At 67.8% G+C, this 13,367-nt stretch carries 9 protein-coding genes; 3 read left to right on the top strand and 6 right to left on the bottom strand.

Translation table 11 applies throughout. The features are described from left to right. Positions 1-69 precede the first annotated feature (69 nt). The 5 genes from BLT59_RS15425 to coxB all read right to left on the bottom strand — a co-directional run bounded on the left by BLT59_RS15425 (position 70) and on the right by coxB (position 4,545). The gene (locus BLT59_RS15425; RefSeq protein ID WP_091781712.1) at positions 70-681 is read right to left on the bottom strand and encodes a cytochrome c oxidase assembly protein; all 612 of its coding nucleotides are present in this window, start codon (positions 679-681) and stop codon (positions 70-72) included. Positions 682-691: 10 nt separating this feature from the next. Continuing rightward, on the bottom strand, positions 692-856 hold the full coding sequence (locus BLT59_RS31310) for a hypothetical protein (RefSeq protein ID WP_175544023.1): 165 nt from the start codon (positions 854-856) through the stop codon (positions 692-694). 5 nt (positions 857-861) lie between these two features. Then, a complete protein-coding gene (locus BLT59_RS15420; RefSeq protein ID WP_091781709.1) occupies positions 862-1,812 on the bottom strand; it encodes a heme o synthase in 951 nt (316 codons plus the stop codon). Positions 1,813-2,026: 214 nt separating this feature from the next. Further along, positions 2,027-3,655 (bottom strand): cytochrome c oxidase subunit I, encoded by a 1,629-nt coding sequence (gene ctaD, locus BLT59_RS15415; RefSeq protein WP_091781707.1) that lies wholly within the window; start codon positions 3,653-3,655, stop codon positions 2,027-2,029. Positions 3,656-3,705: 50 nt separating this feature from the next. Beyond that, positions 3,706-4,545 (bottom strand): cytochrome c oxidase subunit II, encoded by an 840-nt coding sequence (coxB, locus tag BLT59_RS15410; RefSeq protein WP_091781705.1) that lies wholly within the window; start codon positions 4,543-4,545, stop codon positions 3,706-3,708. A gap of 368 nt (positions 4,546-4,913) precedes the next feature. Here coxB and fdhD point away from each other — a divergent pair, with 368 nt between their 5' ends. Beyond that, entirely contained in the window at positions 4,914-5,687 is a 774-nt protein-coding gene (gene fdhD / locus BLT59_RS15405; RefSeq protein ID WP_244514011.1) for a formate dehydrogenase accessory sulfurtransferase FdhD, read from the top strand. Positions 5,688-5,709: 22 nt separating this feature from the next. Here the strand turns inward: fdhD and BLT59_RS15400 are convergent, their stop codons facing one another. Beyond that, positions 5,710-6,561 carry a hypothetical protein gene (locus BLT59_RS15400; protein ID WP_091781701.1) on the bottom strand — a complete coding sequence of 284 codons (852 nt, stop codon included), beginning with the start codon at positions 6,559-6,561 and terminating at the stop codon, positions 5,710-5,712. Positions 6,562-7,100: 539 nt separating this feature from the next. On the opposite strand from BLT59_RS15400, the gene gltB reads away from it, so the two are divergent. Both gltB and BLT59_RS15390 read left to right on the top strand, forming a co-directional pair. Further along, positions 7,101-11,816 carry a glutamate synthase large subunit gene (gene gltB, locus BLT59_RS15395; protein WP_091781699.1) on the top strand — a complete coding sequence of 1,572 codons (4,716 nt, stop codon included), beginning with the start codon at positions 7,101-7,103 and terminating at the stop codon, positions 11,814-11,816. Between the two features lie 101 nt (positions 11,817-11,917). Next, positions 11,918-13,351, top strand: coding sequence for a glutamate synthase subunit beta (locus BLT59_RS15390; protein ID WP_091781697.1), 1,434 nt, complete (start codon positions 11,918-11,920; stop codon positions 13,349-13,351). The last annotated feature ends 16 nt before the right edge of the window (positions 13,352-13,367 follow it).

Below are 13,367 nucleotides of genomic sequence, written 5' to 3'. Positions count from 1 at the left end.
GGCACGCACCACGCCCAAGCTTGCCCGAACGTTTAGTCGGTGCAGCCCCGTGTTGTCACGGGCCCGCGATCAGAAATCGCCCTTCGTTCCCGAAGATCCGGACCTCGCCACCGTCGCCTTGACCGGCTGACCGTTCTTCGAGGCGAAGTACGTGTAGGACAGCGTCATCTCCGAAAGATGTGCGGTGTTCGAATCGTCCCGGAGGGCCGGATCGACGTAGAACACCACCGGCACGTCCAGCGTCTCGCCCGGCTGAAGCGTCTGCTCATTGAAGCAGAAGCAGGCGATCTTGACGAAGTAGCCGCCCATCAGCCCCGGCTGCACGTTGAAGGTCGCCACCCCCGCCGAGGGCACGCTGCCGGTATTCTGCACCCGGAAGAAGACCGTCTTGGTCTCGCCGAGCTTCGCCTCGACGCGGCTGACCTCCGGGATGAACTTCCAGGGCAGTCCCGGCGCGACGTTCGTGTCGAAGTGGACGACCATACTGTCATCGGTCCGAGCCGCCGAGTCAGCCAAGGCCGGACCCTGTCGGGGCGTGCCGTCGTAGCCGGTCGCCTTGCAGAAGGCGTCGTAGAGGGGCACCGACGCGAAGGCGAGGCCGATCATGCCGACCGCGAGGCCGGCACAAGCGAGAGCGGTCCGCTTCGCGCCTCGGCTTGGTCCAGGAGGAGTTGCTGCCATCGCGAAAGCCTCAGAGCGGCCGGCTCAGGATCTGCGGTCCGAGCTTGACGATCGTCAGCACGAAGAACAGCAGCACCCATGCGCCGAGGGCCAGCGCGATCGCCACGGAGCGCTTGCGGCGCCGCGCTTCCTCCTCGGGGGTGAGCGGCCGGTAGTGGATCTCGGGATCCGCCATGGCGCTCAGCCCAGGACCGGGCGGAACAGGCCGAAGCTCTGCTCGGCCAGGAGCGCCGAGAACAGCGCGAACAGGTAGAGGATCGAGAACCCGAACATTCCCATGGCGGCGCGCTTCTCGGCATCGCCCTCGCGGTTCCGCAGCACCCGGATGCTGAAGGCGATCATGCCGAGGCCACCCACCAGGCCGATCACCGCGTAGACGAGGCCGCCGAAGCCCAGAGCCACCGGCACGAGGCCGAGGGGCGCGAGGAGCAGGGAGTACCAAACGATCTGGCGGCGGGTGGAGGCCGGTCCGGCGACGTTCGGCATCATCGGGATGCCGGCGCGGGCGTACTCGTCGGCCTTGATCAGGGCCAGCGCCCAGAAATGCGGCGGGGTCCAGATGAAGATGATGGCGAACAGGATCAGGGACTCGACGCCCACCGAGCCGGTGACCACCGCCTGGCCGATCACCGGCGGCAGCGCTCCGGCGGCACCGCCGATGACGATGTTCTGTGCGGTCGCCCGCTTCAGCCACATCGAGTAGACCACTGCGTAGAACACGATGGTGAAGGCCAGCAGCCCGGCGGCCAGCCAGTTCGCCGTCAGGCCCAGCACCAGGACTGAGGCCACCGAGAGGAAGAGGCCGAAGCCGAGGGCTTCTTCGGACGTGATCTTGCCGGCCGGGATCGGCCGCGTGGCCGTGCGGCTCATCACGGCGTCGATATCCGCGTCCCACCACATGTTGAGGCAACCGGAGGCGCCGGCGCCGACCGCGATGGCGAGCAGCGAGATGGCGCCGATCGCCGGCTGCACGTGACCGTGGGACACCACCATGCCGACCAGCGCGGTGAAGATGACGAGAACCATCACCCGCGGCTTCAGCAAGGCGAAATAGTCCGGCACGTCACCACCGGCGCTGGTGAGGGCCGGGGCCGGGAGGTCCGGTCCGATGCTGTTCGTCAGGCTCGTCATCGCGTCTGCCGCTGCTGTGTCGGCGCCCGTCCGCGCGCGTCACGGCCGAGTCGTGTGTCGAATTCGACGTGTTCCAAGAGTCGGCGTGAGCGGGGCCCAGGAGATCTCCCTCGGCCCGTGCAGTTCGCCCTCATCGCTCGCCCTTGCCGGGAGGTCGGTGACCGGCCTCCGGGGAAGGGCGAGGGCCGCCGATGCGGCCCTCGCGAGCTGTCTATCAGTGCGCGCCCGGCTCGTCGACGATGCGGGGCAGGGTCTCGAACTGGTGGAACGGGGGCGGGGAGGAGAGCGTCCACTCGAGGGTGGTGGCGCCTTCGCCCCACGGGTTGTCCGCCGCCCGCTCCTTGGACCGGAAGGCCAGAACCACACCGATCACGAACACGAACATGCTGAGGCCAAAGATGTGTCCGCCGTAAGTCGAGACCTTGTGCCACTGCGCGAACGCATCCGGGTAGTCGGCGTACCGCCGCGGCATGCCGGCCAGACCGAGGAAGTGCATCGGGAAGAACAGGACGTTCGCGCCGATGAAGGCCAGCCAGAAGTGCAGCTTGCCGGCCCATTCCGGAATGATGTGGCCGGTCATCTTCGGGAACCAGTAGTAGACACCGGCGAAGATGATGAACACGGCACCCAGCGACAACACGTAGTGGAAGTGCGCGACGACGTAGTAGGTGTCGTGCAGGTACTTATCGACCGCCGAGTTGGCCAGCACGACGCCGGTCACGCCGCCCACGGTGAACAGGAAGATGAAGCCGACGGCCCAGTGCATCGCCGCGGTGAAGCGGATGGAGCCGCCCCACATGGTGGCGATCCACGAGAAGATCTTCACGCCGGTCGGCACCGCGATCACCATCGTGGCGAAGACGAAGTAGGACTGCGTCTGCAGCGACAGGCCGACCGTGTACATATGGTGGGCCCACACGACGAAGCCGACGACGCCGATCGCCACCATGGCGTAGGCCATCGCGAGATAGCCGAAGACGGGCTTGCGCGAGAACGTGGCGATAATGTGCGAGACGATGCCGAAGGCCGGCAGGATCATGATGTACACTTCGGGGTGACCGAAGAACCAGAACAGGTGCTGGTACAGGATCGGGTCACCGCCGCCGGCCGGGTCGAAGAAGGTCGTGCCGAAGTTCCGGTCAGTGAGCAGCATCGTGATGGCGCCCGCGAGCACCGGCAGCGACAGGAGCAGCAGGAAGGCGGTGACCAGCTCGGCCCAGGCGAAGAGCGGCATCTTGTGCAGCGTCATGCCGGGGGCGCGCATGTTCAGGATGGTGGTGATGAAGTTGATCGCGCCGAGGATCGAGCCTGCGCCCGACAGGTGCAGGGCGAAGATCGCGAAGTCGACGGCCGGTCCCGGATGGCCGGCGGTCGAGAGCGGCGGGTAGACGGTCCAGCCGGTGCCGGCGCCGGACGCGCCGGGTGCGCCCTCGACGAACAGCGAGCAGAGCAGGGAGCAGAAGCCCGCCACCGTCAGCCAGAATGAGATGTTGTTCATGCGCGGGAACGCCATGTCGGGCGCGCCGATCATGAGGGGCACGAACCAGTTGCCGAAGCCGCCGATCAGCGCCGGCATCACCATGAAGAACACCATGATGAGGCCGTGACCCGTGACGAACACGTTGTAGGTCGCGGGGTTCGAGAAATACTGCAGGCCGGGCTGCTCCATCTCCATCCGGATGCCGAAGGAGAGGAACGCGCCGATCATGCCGGCGCAGAAGGCGAAGAGCAGGTAGAGGGTGCCGATGTCCTTGTGGTTCGTCGACAGGAACCAGCGGGCGAAAAACGACGGCTTGTGGTCGTGGACCTCATGGGCCTCGGCATGGGCTGCGGCTGTAGCCATGGATTCGGGTGCCTTGTGGATCTGATGGGTTCGGGTCGGTCAGCCGGGGCTTAGCGCGCCTCGGCGACGCTCGTGCCGTTGTCGATGCGGGCGTACTTGGTCTTCGCCTCCTTCAGCCAGTCGGCGTAGGCCTGCTCGCTGACCACGCGGACCACGATCGGCATGTAGGCGTGGCGCTGGCCGCACAGCTCGGAGCACTGGCCGTGGAAGGTGCCTTCCTTGTCGGCCTTGAACCACATCTGGTTGAGGCGGCCGGGCACGGCGTCGATCTTGAAGCCGAAGGCCGGCATGGCCCAGGAATGCAGCACGTCGGCGGCGGTGACCTGGATCTTCACGATCTTGCCGACCGGGACGACCATCTCGTTGTCGGTCTGGAGCAGGCGCGGCTGCTTGTCCTCGTCGAGGTTGGCGTCGAAGGTGAAGCCGCCGCCGGCCTCGGTCTGCGGGTACTCGTAGGACCAGTACCACGCGTGGCCGATGACCTTGACGATCATGTCGGCCTTCGGATCCGAGAGCTGCGTGCGCAGCAGGCGGAACGAGGGGATCGCCACGGCGACCAGAATGAGAACCGGGACGATCGTCCAGGCGACCTCGATGGCGGTGTTGTGCGTTGTCCGCGAAGGCGTCGGGTTCCGCTTCTCGCCGAAGCGGAAGACGCACCAGAGGATCAGGCCCAGTACGAAGACCGAGATGCCGAGTGACAGCCAGTGCAGGCCGATCTCGAAACTGAGGATGTCGCGACCGTTCTCGGTCACCTGAACCTGGCGGCTCATCTCCCAAGGCTCGGGCTGACCGAAGCCCGCCGCATGAGCAAGGGATATCGGGGAGAGCAGGGCGCCGAAGGCGGCGAGGCTCCAGAGTGACCGGTTGATCGTCCGCACCGTCCGCATCTGCCTCTCGTGGCTCCCCTGGCTAACTGGCTGCCGCCGGACCTTCCCGTCTTGATTGCGTGCGGGATTGTACCGACGTGACGGAGTACCGGTTGTGTCACCCGGCATTATCCGACCGGGGCTTCAGACCACAAGGGCCGACGCGGTGCAACCGCACAAGCGTCGCATCGCGCGCTTTCCGCCCGGTTGACGACCTCTCGTGGCGTCGGCGCACTAGGGGCCCGCGGATATGGCCCCGGTCGCGTTGCGTTGGGGATGAAGCGGCGCCTAGTGTTCGTATCGCCCCATCGGAGTTCAAGATGTCGACCGAAACCGGAGATCGATCATCCGGTCCGCTGCCCTGTGCGGTACGCGTGCCCATGCAGGTGATGGCCTATGGGGGGGCGGCGCCGAAGCCGGATACGCGGGCGCTCGCCGTCGAGGCGCCGGTTAACCTCGTCTACGGCAGCGTGCCGCACGCCGTGATGATGGCGACCCCCGCCGACCTCGAGGATTTCGCCTACGGGTTCAGCCTGACGGAGGGCATCGTGGACAGCGCGGAGGAAATCCGCGCGACCCGGGTCGAGGCAACTGTGGACGGCCTTCGCCTCCACGTCGACCTGGCGCCCGGACGGCTGCGCGAGCACCTGGCGCGCAAACGCGCCATCAGCGGCCGCACCGGCTGTGGGGTCTGCGGAATCGAGGATCTGGCACAGCTGCCGCGGGCCGAGGCGCGGGCGGCAGCTGGAGTCCGCGTCGCGCTGCCGGCCATCGCCCGCGCTTTGTCTGGTCTGGATCGCGCCCAATCGCTCGGGGCAGAGACGCGCGCCGTCCATGCGGCGGCCTGGGCCCGCCTCGACGGAAGCCTCGCGGCGGTGCGCGAGGATGTCGGCCGCCACAATGCCCTCGATAAGCTGATCGGCGCCTTGATCCGGTCAGGCGCGGCCACCGACGCGGGCTTCCTGGTCATCACCAGCCGCTGCTCGTTCGAGATGGTCGAGAAGGCCGCGCGTCTCGGCGCAGCCGTGATCGTCGCCATCTCGGCGCCGACCTCCCTGGCCCTCGAACGCGCTCATTCCTACGGCATGACACTCTGCGCCATCGCGCGGGCCGATACGGTGACGGTCTTCAGCGGTGCCGAACGGCTGACCACCGACCCGTGAGGCGACTGCTGCGGCTTCGTTCCTACTCGGATGGGCCCGGAACGATCGTGGCGCCGCCGATCACGCGCACCGGCTTCTTGTCCGGTGGCGGGTCCTTCCAGTCCTTCGCAGCCGGCTTGGCCGCCTCCGCGACGGCAGCATCGGCTGATTTCGACGACGTGGTGGTCTGAGCCGCGGGGGGCGCTGACGGAGCCTTCTCGATCGACGCCGCCTTGGTCTCCGGTCTGGAATCTGGCGTCGGATCGCTCTTGATCGCTTCGGCTGGAGCGATCTTCGGAGCCGGCGCCTCGGGTGAGGTGCGGTGGGACGGCTTCATGTCGGGCGTACGCGCTGGCGCCGCGCGCGCGGCCTTCCTGGGCGGAGCGCTTCGGCCGACGCCGTCGGGATTTACGCCATCGGGATTGGCGTCAGGTTTGACGGCTTCAGGTCTGAGGGCTTCGCCGCTCGACCGGCGCTGCGGTCGCGCCGCCGGAACATCCTCGGAGGGGACAGGACGGATCACGCGGTGCGGGACGGCCTCATCCTCGGTCCAGCCGAAGCCGGGCGCCGGTCGCTCCAAACGCGCGTAGGATTCCGGTGCGCCGATCCGCTGGCGGCCCACGATCGCCGCGGTCATAGGGTCGACGAAGAGGCGGACTGGCATGCCGGTCGGACCGACCGCATCGACCACGTAGACCCGCCCGTCGAAGCGCGGGCGACTGAGGCCGCCGAAGCCGCGCTCTGCGAGGCGCCAGGCCACGACCCGCGGCGGCAGGACCTCGTCCTCGAAGGCGAATTGCGCATGCGCGCCGCTGGACGCACCCAGAAGGGTCGCCGCCGATATGACGATCGCGCCAAGCGTTTGGCTGCGGAAGCGTGCGGCTCTGCTCTTCATCGTCACTCTTGTGCGTTCCCGATTCGGAGACCCGCAGAGTATCCGGTTCCGGCATGGTCCGGGCCGGTGGACCCGGACCTCGACCATGCCGGCGAGGTCGTTGCCCCGCATGCCGCTTGTGCTCGGCTCGTCCCGTAGATCCCCCGATTCGGGCGAGATTGCGGAGGCCGGAACCCGGCGCCGGCCGGCTATCCAGAGCGGCAACGCTGCAGACGCGCGCGGTCTCTTGCTGAAAACATTTCAATCTGGCAGTTTCCCGCCGTTAGGACAGCACAACTGTCCCATCGGCCGTGCATCCCGGCCGTCGCCGTCTCGCGCGCGGGCGAGTTCTTCGGCTGACGGATACGGGCGCGCCAGCGCACCGCTCCTCGAGCGGTCTGGGTCCTCGATGAACGTGAGCCGACGGACGTGTCCAACCGGACCGGCCGGATGGCCTGCGGCAAGAGGCCGGAGCGCCGGGCGCCGACGGCTTGCGGGCATGAAACATGCTCGCGGGTTCATTGGCTGCGGACGGGTTCGAGGGAAGGACGAGACGAAGCATGTCACAACGCAGACCCGCCGAAGAGTTTGCTGCGTCCACGGTCCAGGCTGCCGCCCCGCGCGGTGGCGCGATGCCGCTCATCGTGCGCGATCCCGCGCTCCCGAAAGCCCAGGGTTCCTACGATCCGGCGAACGAGCGCGACGCCTGCGGCGTCGGCTTCATCGCCGATATGCATGACCGCCGGACTCACGCCATCGTCGCGCAGGGTCTGAAGATCCTGGAGAACCTCGATCACCGCGGGGCGGTCGGCGCCGATCCCAAGATGGGCGACGGCTGCGGCATCCTCACGCAGATCCCGCACGGCTTCTTCGCCGAGGAGTGCTCGCGCCTCGGCTTCGAGCTTCCGCCGGCCGGCGACTACGCCATCGGCCAGTTCTTCATGCCGAAGGCCGAGGAGCCGCGCGCGATCATCCAGGACATCGTCGAATCGGCGCTCGCCGCCGAGGGGCTGCCGCTCCTCGGCTGGCGCGATGTTCCGGTCGATCCGGAAGATCTCGGCGAGGCCGTGAAGGCCACCGAGCCGCATCACCGTCAGGTCTTCATCGGCCGGCCCGCCTCGGTCACTGACCAGGACGCGTTCGAGCGCCGGGTCTACGTCGCCCGCAAGGTGATCTCCAACAAGGTCTACGGCCTCGACGACCCGCGGGTGAAGGAATTCTACCCGGTCTCCGTCTCCACCCGGACCATCGTCTACAAGGGCATGGTGCTGGTCACGCAGCTCGGGAACTACTTCCTCGACCTGAAGGACGACCGCTTCGTCTCGGCGATCGCCCTCGTCCACCAGCGCTTCGCCACCAACACCTTCCCGACCTGGCGGCTCTCGCACCCGTACCGGATGGTCGCCCATAACGGCGAAATCAACACGCTGCGCGGCAACGTCAACTGGATGGCGGCCCGTCAGGCGAGCGTCGATTCCGACCTGTTCGGCAACGACATCTCGAAGCTGTGGCCGATCTCCTACGAGGGGCAGTCCGACACCGCCTGCTTCGACAACGCCCTCGAGTTCCTCGTGCAGGGCGGCTACCCGCTCGCCCACGCGATGATGATGCTTATCCCGGAGGCCTGGGCCGGCAATCCGCTGATGAGCGAGGAGCGGCGCGCCTTCTACGAGTACCACGCCGCCCTGATGGAGCCGTGGGACGGCCCCGCCGCCGTGGCCTTCACGGACGGCCGCCAGATCGGCGCGACCCTCGACCGCAACGGCCTGCGCCCGGCCCGCTACATCGTCACCGACGACGGCCTCGTGGTGCTCGCCTCCGAGATGGGCACGTTGCCGATCCCGGACGAGAAGATCGTGCAGTCCTGGCGCCTCCAGCCGGGCCGGATGCTGCTGATCGACCTGCAGAAGGGCCGCATCGTCTCCGACGAGGAGATCAAGGGCGAGCTCGCCGCCGCGCACCCCTACGCCGACTGGGTAAAGAACACCCAGATCGTCCTGGAGGATCTTCGCCCGGTGCAGCCGCGCGAGTCGCGCGGCGACGTCAGCCTGCTCGATCGCCAGCAGGCTTTCGGCTACACGCAGGAAGACCTCAAGCTGCTGATGCAGCCCATGGCCGTCACCGGCCAGGAGGCGGTCGGCTCGATGGGAACGGACACGCCGCTCTCGGCCCTCTCCGAGAAGTCGAAGCTGCTCTACACCTACTTCAAGCAGAACTTCGCGCAGGTGACGAACCCGCCCATCGACCCGATCCGCGAGGAGGCCGTGATGAGCCTCGTCTCGTTCATCGGGCCGCGGCCGAACCTGCTCGACATGGAGGGCGCGTCCCGGCGCAAGCGCCTGGAGGTCCGCCAGCCGATCCTCACCAACGCGGATCTGGAGAAGATCCGCTCCATCGGCCATTTCGAGGACCGGTTCGATACCAAGACCCTCGACATGACCTACCCGGCCGAGACCGGCGCGGCGGCCATGGACGGGGCGCTGGACCGCCTCTGCGACCGTGCCGAGGCGGCGGTGCGCGGCGGCTACAACATCATCGTGCTCACCGACCGGGCGGTCGGGCCGGACCGGATCCCGATCCCGGCGCTGCTCGCCACGGCCTCGGTGCACAACTACCTGATCCGCAAAGGGCTTCGGACCTCGGTCGGCCTCGTGGTCGAGTCGGGCGAGCCGCGCGAGGTGCATCACTTCGCGTGCCTGGCCGGCTACGGCGCCGAGGCGATCAACCCGTACCTCGCCTTCGAGACGCTCCTCGAGATGAAGGACGAGTTCCCGCCGGATCTCACCGACGACGAGATCATCTACCGCTACATCAAGGCGATCGATAAGGGCCTGCTGAAGGTGATGTCCAAGATGGGCATCTCCACCTACCAGTCCTATTGCGGCGCCCAGATCTTCGACGCGGTCGGCCTGAACTCGACCTTCGTGGGCCGTGACTTCTTCGGCACGGCGACGACCATCGAGGGCGTCGGCATGGCGGAGATCGCCGAGGAGACGGCGCGCCGTCACCGCGACGCCTTCGGCGACGCGCCGATCTACCGGAACGCCCTCGATGTCGGTGGCGAGTATGCCTACCGCCTGCGCGGCGAGACCCACACCTGGACGCCCGACACGGTGGCGACCCTGCAGCACGCGGTGCGCCTGAACGTGCCCGAGCGCTACCGGGAATACGCCGCGCTGGTGAACCGGCAGGAGCACCAGCTCAAGACGCTGCGCGGCCTGTTCCGGCTCAAGTCCGCTGCCGAGATCGGCCGCGCGCCGGTACCGCTCGAATCGGTCGAGCCGGCCTCCGAGATCGTGAAGCGCTTCGCCACGGGCGCCATGTCGTACGGCTCCATCTCCAAGGAGGCGCACGAGACGCTCGCCATCGCGCTGAACTCCTTCGGCGGCCGCTCGAACTCTGGCGAGGGCGGCGAGGAGGTCGAGCGGTTCAAGCCGCTGCCGGACGGGCGCTCGCGCCGGTCCTCGATCAAGCAGGTCGCCTCCGGCCGCTTCGGCGTCACGACGGAATACCTCGTCAATTCCGACATGATGCAGATCAAGGTCGCGCAGGGTGCCAAGCCGGGCGAGGGCGGCCAGCTGCCCGGCCACAAGGTCGACGCGAAGATCGCCAAGGTCCGCTACGCAACCCCGGGCGTCGGCCTGATCTCGCCGCCGCCGCACCACGACATCTACTCGATCGAGGATCTCGCCCAGCTGATCTTCGACCTGAAGAACGTGAACCCGTCGGCCGACGTGTCGGTGAAGCTCGTCTCTGAGGTTGGTGTCGGCACGGTGGCGGCCGGCGTCGCCAAAGCGCGTGCGGACCACATCACGATCTCGGGCTTCGACGGCGGCACCGGCGCGGCGCCGCTGACCTCGCTCAAGCACGCGGGCGGCCCCTGGGAGACCGGCCTCGCCGAGACCCAGCAGACGCTGGTGCTCAATGGCCTGCGCGGCCGCGTCGCCCTCCAGGCCGATGGCGGCATCCGGACCGGGCGCGACGTGATCATCGCGGCGCTCCTCGGCGCCGACCAGATGGGCTTCTCCACCGCCCCGCTGATCGCGGCCGGCTGCATCATGATGCGCAAGTGCCACCTGAACACCTGCCCGGTTGGCGTCGCCACGCAGGATCCGGTGCTGCGCAAGCGCTTCAAGGGCACGCCCGAGCACGTGGTGAACTACTTCTTCTTCGTGGCCGAGGAGGTGCGGGAGATCCTGGCCTCCCTGGGCTTCACGAAGCTGGAAGAGGCGGTCGGACGGTCGGATGTCCTCGACAAGGTCGAGGCCATCGCCCACTGGAAGGCGAAGGGGCTCGACTTCACCAAGCTGTTCCACCGGCCGAAGGTGGCCGAGGGCACGGCGATCCGCCACGTCGAGGTGCAGCATCATCCGATCGACACGGTCCTCGATCGTCGTCTGATCGAGGGCGCCAAGCACGCCGTCGAGACCGGCGAGCCGGTTGTCCTCACCGACACGATCCGGAACTCGGACCGGGCGGCCGGGGCGATGTTGTCCGGCATGGTCGCCAAGGCGCACGGCCACGAGGGCCTGCCCGACGACACCATCGTGGTGAAGCTCAGCGGCACCGCCGGCCAGAGCTTCGGCGCCTGGGTTGCGGCCGGGGTGACCCTCGAACTCACCGGTCACGGCAACGACTATGTCGGCAAGGGTCTGTCGGGTGGCAAGCTGATCATCCGGCCGAGCGATGCGCTGAAGTCGCCGCCTGACCGGACCATCATGGTCGGCAACACCGTGCTGTACGGGGCGATTGCCGGGGAGTGCTACATCCGCGGCGCGGCCGGTGAGCGCTTCGCAGTGCGCAACTCGGGCGCCATCACGGTGGTCGAAGGCATGGGCGACCATGGCTGCGAGTACATGACCGGCGGCGTGGTCGTGTCGATCGGGGAGACCGGCCGCAACTTCGCGGCTGGCATGTCGGGCGGCATCGCCTACGTGCTCGACGAGGACGGCTCGTTCTCGGCGCGCTGCAACTTGTCGATGGTCGATCTGGAGCCCGTCGAGGAGGAGGACGACCTGATGCGCCGCTTCCACCAGGACGGCGACCTGGAAACCAAGGGCCGGGTCGACATCCTGGCCGACATGTCGGGGCACGACGAGGAGCGGCTGACGCAGCTCATCACCAACCACCTCAAGTACACGGGCAGCCCGCGGGCGAAGACGATCCTAGACAACTGGTCGGCCTACCGCACCAGGTTCGTGAAGGTGATGCCGGTGGAGTACCGCCGGGCGCTCCGCGAGATGGAGATGGCCCGGATACCGGTGGCCGCCGAGTAGCCGGCGCTCAAGGCCGGGCGGTGCGCCGCCCGGTCCCGCACACACGAGACGAGACGACGCGGGCAGCGCAGTCACAGACTGGCCGGCCCAGGGGCTGACCAATGGGCAAGATCACAGGCTTCCTCGAATTCGACCGGCAGGAGCAGAAGTACCAGCTCGCCGCCGATCGGGTCCGGCACTTCCGCGAATTCACGCTGCCGCTCGACGAGCACGACCTGACGAAGCAGGCGGCCCGGTGCATGGATTGCGGCATCCCGTTCTGCCATGGCCCGACCGGCTGCCCGGTCCACAACCAGATTCCGGACTGGAACGACCTCGTCTTCCAGTCGGATTGGGAGGAGGCCTCGCGCAACCTCCACTCCACAAACAACTTCCCCGAATTCACCGGCCGCGTCTGCCCCGCGCCCTGCGAGGAAGCCTGCACGCTGAACCTCGAAAACCAGCCGGTGGCGATCAAGACGATCGAGCAGGCCATCGCCGACCGGGCCTGGAACATGGGCTGGGTCAAGCCCGAGTTGGCGCAGTCTCGCACCGGAAAGCGTGTCGCCGTTGTCGGCTCAGGGCCGGCTGGCATGGCGGCGGCGCAGCAGCTGGCCCGCGTCGGGCACGATGTCCACGTCTTCGAGCGCGAGGCGAAGGCCGGCGGTCTCCTCCGCTACGGCATCCCGGACTTCAAGATGGAGAAGCGGCACATCGACCGACGCGTGCGCCAGATGGAGGCCGAGGGCGTCGTCTTCCACTACAACCAGAATATCGGCGTGACGAAGTCGGTGGATGAACTGAAGGCCGAGTTCGACGCCGTGATGTTCTGCGGCGGCGCCGAGGATCCGCGCAACCCGCAGCTTCCGGGCCAGGATCTCGACGGTGTCCACTACGCGATGCCGTACCTCGTCCAGTCGAACCGTCGGGTGAGCAACGAGCCGATCCGCGGCAACGGCGAGCAGCCGATCCTGGCCAGCGGGAAGAACGTGGTCGTCATCGGCGGCGGCGACACCGCCTCCGACTGCGTCGGCACCGCCTTCCGCCAGGGCGCCCTGTCGGTGACGCAGCTCGACATCCGCCCGCGGCCGCCGGAGCGGGAGGACAAGCTGACCGTGTGGCCCTATTGGCCGACGAAGATGCGGACCTCCTCAAGCCAGGCGGAGGGGGCGGAGCGTGAGTTTCAGGCCGCGACGCTTCGGCTCCAAGGCAACAAGAAGGGTCAGCTTACCGGCGTGGTCTGCGCCCGGGTCGATGCCAAGCGCCAGCCGATCTCCGGCACCGAGTTCGTTCTGCCCGCCGACCTCGTCTTCATGGCGATCGGCTTCGCCGGCTCGGTCCAGAAGGGTCTGCTGGAGCAATCCGGAATCGGCGTCAGCAAGCGCGGCAATGTCGAGGCGAACGAGGACGATTACCGCACCTCGGATCCGAAGATCTGGGCGGCTGGCGACATGCGGCGCGGCCAATCCCTGGTGGTCTGGGCCATCCGCGAGGGGCGTCAGGCGGCGCGAGCCATCGACGAGACGCTGATGGGGGCCAGCGTCTTGCCGCGCTGAGGCCGAGCGACAGGCG

Origin of the sequence: Methylobacterium sp. UNC378MF (assembly GCF_900103195.1) — a bacterium.
Taxonomy (GTDB): domain Bacteria; phylum Pseudomonadota; class Alphaproteobacteria; order Rhizobiales; family Beijerinckiaceae; genus Methylobacterium.
Note: the sequence above shows the minus strand (reverse complement) of the source record. Positions and strands in the feature narration are given on the sequence as shown.

Bases quoted from the DNA above. Each gene is read 5' to 3' on its own strand.
- BLT59_RS15425 (WP_091781712.1), bottom strand. From the start codon at position 681: ATGGCAGCAACTCCTCCTGGACCAAGCCGAGGCGCGAAGCGGACCGCT.
- BLT59_RS31310 (WP_175544023.1), bottom strand. From the start codon at position 856: ATGGCGGATCCCGAGATCCACTACCGGCCGCTCACCCCCGAGGAGGAA.
- BLT59_RS15420 (WP_091781709.1), bottom strand. From the start codon at position 1,812: ATGACGAGCCTGACGAACAGCATCGGACCGGACCTCCCGGCCCCGGCC.
- ctaD (WP_091781707.1), bottom strand. From the start codon at position 3,655: ATGGCTACAGCCGCAGCCCATGCCGAGGCCCATGAGGTCCACGACCAC.
- coxB (WP_091781705.1), bottom strand. From the start codon at position 4,545: ATGCGGACGGTGCGGACGATCAACCGGTCACTCTGGAGCCTCGCCGCC.
- fdhD (WP_244514011.1), top strand. From the start codon at position 4,914: ATGGCCTATGGGGGGGCGGCGCCGAAGCCGGATACGCGGGCGCTCGCC.
- BLT59_RS15400 (WP_091781701.1), bottom strand. From the start codon at position 6,561: ATGAAGAGCAGAGCCGCACGCTTCCGCAGCCAAACGCTTGGCGCGATC.
- gltB (WP_091781699.1), top strand. From the start codon at position 7,101: ATGTCACAACGCAGACCCGCCGAAGAGTTTGCTGCGTCCACGGTCCAG.
- BLT59_RS15390 (WP_091781697.1), top strand. From the start codon at position 11,918: ATGGGCAAGATCACAGGCTTCCTCGAATTCGACCGGCAGGAGCAGAAG.